The 8,065-nt window shown below is 36.3% G+C and carries 3 protein-coding genes, 6 tRNA genes and 4 pseudogenes; 10 read left to right on the top strand and 3 right to left on the bottom strand.

What is annotated here, in order from left to right; all coding sequences use genetic code 11:
* The 3 genes and pseudogenes from AFK68_RS45840 to AFK68_RS20325 form a co-directional block, all read right to left on the bottom strand.
* Positions 1 to 205 (bottom strand): annotated as a pseudogene (locus tag AFK68_RS45840) (hypothetical protein); the annotation flags it as partial.
* Between the two features lie 21 nt (positions 206 to 226).
* The gene (locus AFK68_RS20340; RefSeq protein ID WP_143438081.1) at positions 227 to 1,090 is read right to left on the bottom strand and encodes a HAMP domain-containing protein; all 864 of its coding nucleotides are present in this window, start codon (positions 1,088 to 1,090) and stop codon (positions 227 to 229) included.
* A 581-nt stretch (positions 1,091 to 1,671) separates the two neighbouring features.
* Positions 1,672 to 3,057: pseudogene (locus AFK68_RS20325) on the bottom strand (ABC transporter substrate-binding protein).
* A gap of 786 nt (positions 3,058 to 3,843) precedes the next feature.
* Here AFK68_RS20325 and AFK68_RS20320 point away from each other — a divergent pair.
* The 10 genes and pseudogenes from AFK68_RS20320 to AFK68_RS20275 all read left to right on the top strand — a co-directional run.
* Positions 3,844 to 4,122 (top strand): HNH endonuclease, encoded by a 279-nt coding sequence (locus AFK68_RS20320; RefSeq protein ID WP_094674570.1) that lies wholly within the window; start codon positions 3,844 to 3,846, stop codon positions 4,120 to 4,122.
* Positions 4,123 to 4,509: 387 nt separating this feature from the next.
* Positions 4,510 to 5,087, top strand: a pseudogene (locus AFK68_RS20315) (RNA-guided endonuclease InsQ/TnpB family protein); the annotation flags it as partial.
* Between the two features lie 5 nt (positions 5,088 to 5,092).
* The gene (locus AFK68_RS20310; protein ID WP_371357473.1) at positions 5,093 to 5,728 is read left to right on the top strand and encodes an RNA-guided endonuclease InsQ/TnpB family protein; all 636 of its coding nucleotides are present in this window, start codon (positions 5,093 to 5,095) and stop codon (positions 5,726 to 5,728) included.
* A 495-nt stretch (positions 5,729 to 6,223) separates the two neighbouring features.
* Positions 6,224 to 6,296, top strand: a tRNA-Lys gene (locus tag AFK68_RS20300).
* Between the two features lie 9 nt (positions 6,297 to 6,305).
* A tRNA-Lys gene (locus tag AFK68_RS20295) sits at positions 6,306 to 6,381 on the top strand.
* 5 nt (positions 6,382 to 6,386) lie between these two features.
* A tRNA-Gly gene (locus tag AFK68_RS20290) sits at positions 6,387 to 6,458 on the top strand.
* A 9-nt stretch (positions 6,459 to 6,467) separates the two neighbouring features.
* A tRNA-Gly gene (locus tag AFK68_RS37090) sits at positions 6,468 to 6,539 on the top strand.
* A gap of 5 nt (positions 6,540 to 6,544) precedes the next feature.
* Positions 6,545 to 6,616: transfer RNA gene (locus tag AFK68_RS20285), tRNA-Val, on the top strand.
* Between the two features lie 4 nt (positions 6,617 to 6,620).
* Positions 6,621 to 6,693, top strand: a tRNA-Arg gene (locus AFK68_RS20280).
* A gap of 845 nt (positions 6,694 to 7,538) precedes the next feature.
* Positions 7,539 to 7,721 (top strand): annotated as a pseudogene (locus tag AFK68_RS20275) (NADAR domain-containing protein); the annotation flags it as partial.
* Positions 7,722 to 8,065: the final 344 nt, after the last annotated feature.

The raw sequence follows: 8,065 nt of genomic DNA, 5'->3' as shown, positions 1-8,065 counted from the left end.
CTGAATAATATTGCTGATAAAGGTTGAGTAAATCTAATAAATCTTCTGCATAATTTCTGGCAGGTGCAATATTACCATAGATAAAGCTAATAGCATTATTAATTTCATGGGCAACCCCAGCAACTAACTGACTTAAACCCACCATTTTTTCACTCTTAATTAATTGAGCTTGAGTTTCTTTTAATTTTTTAAGTGTTTCTTCTAGAGAAGAATTTTTTTCGATTAATTATTGAGTTCTTTCATCAACTTTGACTTCTAAAACATGACTGTAATTAGATAGATGCTGATATGAGTTTTCTAACTGTTTAATCATTTCATTAAAAGTCTGAGCAAGTAAACCAATTTCGTTTTTAGTTAATACTGGGACTTTTTGAGTTAGATCCCCCTTACTTACTAACTTAGCTGTATGAGCGATCGCTAAAATTGGTCGTACAATTTGACGACCTAATAACAACATCGCCATTGCCATTACTAAAGCTAATGTCAAACCAATTAGTAAAATTGAACTAGCAAGATGACGAGCAGGTGCAAATGCTTCTGTTTGCTCTATTTCTGCTAATAATGCTAAGTCTTGATATTCCAGCCACCGATAAACACCAATGACTGGCACACCCTTATAATTCTGATACAACCCTTTGGCATTCTTGCCATTCATAGCAGCATTAATACCTTGACTTTCAATACCATCAGGAAATTCTTCTGAACCAAATTTTGTGGCTGAAACAAATACATTTCTCCTCGACAAACTACTACCAATATTTCCTACTAAATAAGTTTCGGCTGTTTCTCCTAAACCTGCTTGCTCGCGAATAATAGTATCCATTCTGTCTAAGTTAAGATGTGTAGCAAACATTCCTAATTTATTACCATTTTCACTGAGAATAGGGATAGCAAAGGTAATCATAGGTTTACCTGTTTCAGCAGAGCGGTAAAAGTTGGAAATTAAGTTATCTGTGGGAGATTTTGTTACTTCACTATATTGTACTAAGGGTTGATATTTGCCTACTTTATTGGAATTACTAGAAACTAAAATTCTACTACTTCTGCTCAAAATAAAAATTTCTTGTAAGCTGTCAATATTAGTAGCCAAAGATTTTAAAGAAGTCTCTAGTGAAGTTTGAGATGATTCATATTCNAAAAGTTGGAAATTAAGTTATCTGTGGGAGATTTTGTTACTTCACTATATTGTACTAAGGGTTGATATTTGCCTACTTTATTGGAATTACTAGAAACTAAAATTCTACTACTTCTGCTCAAAATAAAAATTTCTTGTAAGCTGTCAATATTAGTAGCCAAAGATTTTAAAGAAGTCTCTAGTGAAGTTTGAGATGATTCATATTCTGGAGTATATTTTTTGCTTGTTAGTAAGATTTTTGCTTGGTTATTAATTTCTGGCAAGTCAGCGAGCGCTAAGATATTTTTGCGTTGATCTAATACCCAAAAATTGTACCCAAAAATTGAGTTCCTTTTCTTTAATTTTTACAGCAAATTTAAGGCGCTCAAATACTGATTCTTTTAAAGATGCTCTTGCTTGACTAAAAGTCGTATATCCGACAATTGATATGGTCAATAGGGACAAGACTAAAAAAGAACCAACAATTTGAATTAGGAGGCTTTTTTTCCAAAAGTACATGATTTAATCTCCTTATTTTTGACTTTGCCACATTATATTTAACTCTGAGTTTTCCACTGATAAAATATTTCTTTAATCCGGTTAATAGCTTGGTCTGTTGCTGCAGTTGGTGATAAGCCTTCAATTAACACTTCTCCCATCGCTTTACCCCAAATCTTTTCTGAATCTACCTGAGAATAAGCAGGGTTGATCGAATTCTTAAATAAACGAGTTTGATGTTCAGTAAATTGTTGAGATGCCACAGAAATATGCGGGTCTTTTGGAGTAATACAAAAGGGGTCTTTCCATAGTTGAGGCATAATCGGAAAATAGCGACCTTTTGCACCTTTAATGTAAGCTCCTAAATTCTCTGGTTTTACTAAGTATGATAAAAATTCTTTCGCTAGTTTAGGGTGAGGAGAAGATGTAAAAATTACAGGTTGTTTGATAGATACTAAATATCTCGGTTCTGTGCCATTAGGATTATTGGGAAACTGTATAGTTCTCATTTGATTCAAGTAAATCTCTTCATCTTCTTGTTGAGAAGCAGGAATCGACATACTTGGATTAATTGTCATTAAAGTATTGTGATTGAGGAAATTAGTATTATTATCAGAATTCAGCCAATCAACTGCATTAGGTGGCACATATCCATTTTTATACAAGCTGGTATACCAGTCTAAAATCTCAATTATTTTTTCTCTTACTGCTGGTTTATTTACTTGTAATTTGCCTTGTTTATCTAATATTTGTAAATTGTTAGCTTCCAAAATTTGTTCAAATATAAAGTAAGTATCTGAACCATAAATAGACATAGGTAAACCCAAGGAATAAATATTATTGTTACTCTGTTGAGTTAAAACTTTTTGCGCCTTTTGCCAAAACTGCCAAAATTCATCCCAATTTTGAGGTATTTCCTCACCCAGACCTGCTTCACGAATTAAATCAAGCCAGTAGTGAATATGGATACTTTGCTGCATCATTGGTACAGCGTAATTAGAAAATTTAGACTCAACATTGTTGTACAAATAAGCAGACTTCAGCGCAGTATTATCATATCAATTTTTTACAGGTTAAATTACATCTGAAACATCTGCTAATTTGCCCTCCCACGCCCATTGAGGAATCAAAGTAAATTCTGCTCTTTCAGAAAAGAGAATATCAGGTGGTTTACCTGCGGCCAAAGCATCAATACCTGCTTGTAAAATATCATCCTCACTCAAAAACAAAAGTTCAACTTTGTTGTCTGTTTTTTCTAGCCACTCAGCAACTACTTTTTTGAGAGCTTCTTCTTGCTCTGGATAGTATCCCCGATTCCACCAAATTGTTAAGACTTTCTCTGATTGAGTTTCTAGCAGAGAATTTTTAGGTTGACTTCCGCTACAAGTAACTAATATTAAACTGACTATAAATAACAAAATTAAGCTGAGTAATTTATGTCTCATAATTATCTAATCCGGCAGTTATGATAAACTTTTGTCAGTTCTATACAGCTATATTAACTGTTAGTTTTCAGCCTTGAGTTTTCAGCTTTTTATAACTGACTTTACTGAACGCTGACCGCTTTTTAATAATAACATGAGAGGTAGTTAATATCCTAATTTAGTTATTTGGTTATTAATTTTTGATAACTCGGCAATATATTATCAGGAGTGAAGTACAACGTTCTAGGTTTTAGGGAATACCTTGACTGGAAAGAGGCAATAGAAGCTCCAAGAAACCCTATAGCTAAGATATTTTTATGATGAGTTTTAGGCATTTGTCTAAAAAAAAAATATATTGTCATTTGAATGAATTGACAGAAGGGGACTGTGGTATGACTAAAGCATTATCAAGGGGATCCAATTCCAACCAATTATGGACACTGCTGATGATGGTGGGATTTTCCAGACTATTGCTTCACCCAACATCTTCGGCTCGTAGCGACAATAATTTTTGACCAAAAAATAAGGTCTCAAGCCTCCTCTTTCAAGGGGATGAAAAAAATTTCGATTCAGTATTTCAAGCCTCCTACTTTAGTAAGAGGTACTGATAACTGATAACTGATAACTGAAATGACTTGTTTAAAATATAAAAGTATTTCTCAGATAATATTTTTCATGTTTCGGTTGCTACAACAAATAGTTATGACTTGTTAGCAATATTGTGGAAAGCGATCAGAAAAATTGGGAGAAATATTCCGAAAAGTGACAATACAGGAATGTTAAATACAATAGAGAAGAATTTAAAATATGCAATGTGAACTATGTGCAAGGGAGATGAAACGTTTAAGCGTTCATCACTTAATTCCTAGACAACAGACCAAACGCAAGAAAGCTGAACCTGGTCCAACTATTGATATATGTTCAGCTTGTCATCGGCAAATCCATGCTTTATTTGACAATAAGCGTTTAGCCCAAGAATTGAATACGATAGAAAAGCTCAAGCATGAACCACAAATGCAAAAATTTCTGTTATGGGTTAGCAAGCAAACCCCAGATAGAAGGGTGCAAGTACATCGCCAAAAATAGAAACTTTCATTCCTTAATATTTTGTGTTGAGATTCTGAAATTCAGTTTTGGCAAAGGTTCTATCCAAGTTGAAAAAAAAAATTTCCTAGACCCTTGACATCAATGTAGTATTTATGTAGTATGTAAATATAAGGCGGTTGAGAGAGAACAAAAAAAAGTATCTCACTCATAAGTTACGAACCTGGAAAAGTAAATATTTCCATACTACAAATCACTATCAGCTTGCTAGTCGCCAACAACGACAAAGCTGATAGAGGGTCAAAAATGGGGGCTATCAACAGTGTTAAAATAATTGGACAAAATTAAACATAAATAAACATTTACTATGATACACTAGATTTATGTCTAACTTATTAAACTCTTAAAAAAGGTGGCCGATAAATTGAAATGCAATCAATCAAGACTAAGTTAAAACTTAACAATAAACAAAAAACAATACTTGCCAAACACGCAGGTGTAGCCCGTCATGCTTATAATTGGGGATTAGCTACTTGCATTTCTGAATACGAACAAACAAAGAAACGCCCTAGTGCTATCACCTTGCATAAACGTTTAGTAGCTGAAGTCAAAAGTGAAAATTCCTGGTATTATGAAGTATCAAAATGTGCCCCTCAACAGGCATTAAGAGACTTAGAAAGGGCATTCAAAAACTTTTTGACTATTCCCAAACATGGATTTCCTAAGTTTAAGAAAAAAGGCAAAAAAGATACTTTCTATCTAGAAGGAAGCATTAAAATTATCAAAGGAAACTATATAAAACTACCCAGAATAGGAATAGTAAAAACTTACTGTATCTTACCATCTGTACCAGTCAAAAATGTGAGAATATCTAAACGTGCAAATAATTGGTACATCAGCTTTAAATATGATAATGAACCAACCCAGACTGCCAAAGAACGAGATGTTATCGGTGTGGATGTTGGTATAAATACTCTAGCAACTTGTAGCGATGGGACAAAATTTGCNGAGAATATCTAAACGTGCAAATAATTGGTACATCAGCTTTAAATATGATAATGAACCAACCCAGACTGCCAAAGAACGAGATGTTATCGGTGTGGATGTTGGTATAAATACTCTAGCAACTTGTAGCGATGGGACAAAATTTGCCAACGCTAAAGCCTATAAGCAAGCCAAAAAACGACTAACTCGTTATCAACGCCGTGTCAACAAAAAAGAGCTTGGGAGCAAAAACAGAGCTAAAGCCGTAAAAAGACTAAGTAAACTTCACAAAAAAGTAGCTGACATCAGAGCCGACACACTTCATCAACTGACAACATGGTTAGCTAAGAACCACAGCACCATAGTCATAGAAGATTTGAATGTCAGTGGAATGCTCAAAAACCATAAACTAGCAAGTGCCATAGCAGACTGTGGCTTTTATGAATTTAAGCGTCAACTTACATACAAGTGTGAGTGGTACGGCAGTGAATTAGTCATAGCTCCTAGATTTTATCCAAGTTCTCAAATATGTTCAAACTGTGGGCATCAACAGAAAATGCCGTTGAATCTGAGGACTTATGAATGTAGTAACTGTGGATTTACTGCTGACAGAGACTTTAATGCTGCTGTCAACTTGGAAAACTATGGTATGGAAGTAGCTTGAGTTTCAGGCGATGTTAAGCCTGTGGAGAGAAGAAGGTTGCAGACTGCGGTCAGTGATTCTCAACGAAGCAGGAAGCTAGCTCCAAAGCTCAAAATATGTTTTGGGTAAGTTTGGGTAAGTTTAGTANAACTATGGTATGGAAGTAGCTTGAGTTTCAGGCGATGTTAAGCCTGTGGAGAGAAGAAGGTTGCAGACTGCGGTCAGTGATTCTCAACGAAGCAGGAAGCTAGCTCCAAAGCTCAAAATATGTTTTGGGTAAGTTTGGGTAAGTTTAGTAGAACGGTGTAGCTCAGTTAGTTTAGAGTGCCTGTCTATCGAACAGGAGGTCGCGGGCGCAAATCCCGTCACCCTCGTTAATAGCCTCGTGGGCAAACAGATAAGTCGCTCTGGTTTTCACCCAGGGAGAAGCGGGTGCAAATCCCGTCGAGGCTATGAAAGGGGGAGAATGTAGGAACGTTTTTTTATTATACTCCCCTACATCTCCCTTGAAACTTTGGGTCGCTAACTCAATGGTTAGAGTAGCCGCCTTTTAAGCGGAAGGTTCAGAGTTCAAGTCTCTGGCGACCCACTAATATCAGGGTTGTTAGCTCAGTTGGTAGAGCAGCCGCCTCTTAAGCGGAAGTGCGTAGGTTCAAATCCTATACAGCCCACCAAATTTGCGGATGTAGTGTAAAGGTTAGCATTTGAGTCTTCCAAACTCTAGGTATGGGTTCGACTCCCATTATCCGCTCTGAAATATGCGAGTGTGATGTAATTGGTAGCATTTGAGTATGCCACACTCAGTGAGTGAGTTCGAGTCTCACCACTCGCTTTCATACTCCTGTAGCTCAATGGTAGAGCATTTGCCTTACAAGCAAGGGGTTGTGAGTTCAAATCTCGCCGGGAGTATTATGCCTCCATAGCTCAATGGATAGAGCAACACTCTTCTAAAGTGAAGGTTCCAGGTTCAAATCCTGGTGGAGGCGTTGAACAAGTAAATGTTCAAAATGTAAAACTATTAAAGGAGGTTATTTTCATTGAAATTATTTAACACAAAACTGTGCAATTGACCAAATTTGGAGGTCTAAAGCCTGCCCTTGGATCGGGGATGAAAAAAATATTCAACTCAGTATTTCAAGCCTCCGAGTTTAGTGGGAGGTACTGATAACTGATAACTGATAACTGTTAACTGATAACTGAAATGACCCTAGCGTGACCCAACATTTAGAGCTTACATACTTAGTACGAGAGGAATAGTACCATTGTTAAACGCAGTGGGCGCGTGAGAACGGGGAGTGCGAAGAACCCGATAGGTGGGCTTAGAGGTAGCCATCCTTGAGAGAGTGTGTAATAACTCATCGGCGGAGTCCCCCTAGTAACTGAGAAAGCGCATAAAATGCTCTCATAACTTGCACGTTAGGTAATTTGCATTTTACAGTACAGCAATTTTCATATTGATACCACATTGTCATAACCAAAACCCTTTAGGGACGTTCCATGGAACGTCTCTACTAGACTGACACATCTAATGGGTGTGCGTATTTATTTTGGGGCGGGTTTATTTGATCTGATGCTTAAACTCGTTAATTTAATGCTGAACCCGCCCCTACTATTGCAACATTTTAGGCGTGTCACGCCACTACTGTGATATAGCCACATGAAAATATCTGTAATTAATATTAAGTATCAAGACTTACGCAGACGAACCCAGAAACCCGGTTTCTCGTAGATGTCTATAGTTCAAAACAATGCTTTATCGTAGAAACCGGGTTTCTTTGCGTAAGTCCCGAAGTATATTACAAACAATTTATCAGCAAATTTTTTTGGATATATGCCTATTTATTTTTACGGTACTCGCTCACAACCTTATGGTTGCTTTTCTAATTTTTCCCGACATGGTTTTGAACTTGAAGGATATTGGTGGGTGACAAATGAACATTATTTTCAAGCTCAAAAGTTTGCTACTACAGACCTTCTGTGGTTTAATAAAATTCGGGAGGTAAAAACCCCAAGGGCTAACTACTGAAGCCAAATAATTGGACAAAGTTGGACGAATATTAATAAATCTTGAAGAACTGCTGATTATCTGTTATCATAAATTAAAATTAGGTTAAAAAATCAAAGACTTTTTTTCATGGTTTACCAGTTCAAATGCAATCAATCAAGACGAAGTTAAAAGTTAACAATCACCAAAAAACAATACTTGCCAAACACGCAGGTGTTGCTTGCTAACGCAAAGCTTTCCTGCGGAATGCTACGCAAACGCTAACGTCATGCTTATAATTGGGGATTAGCAACTTGTATAACTGAGTACGAATCAACTAAGAAACGGCCTAGTGCTATCACTTTGCATAAACG

The organism is Hydrocoleum sp. CS-953 (genome assembly GCF_002260545.1).
Taxonomy (GTDB): domain Bacteria; phylum Cyanobacteriota; class Cyanobacteriia; order Cyanobacteriales; family Microcoleaceae; genus Trichodesmium.
This window is presented reverse-complemented; position numbering and strand designations above follow the sequence as displayed.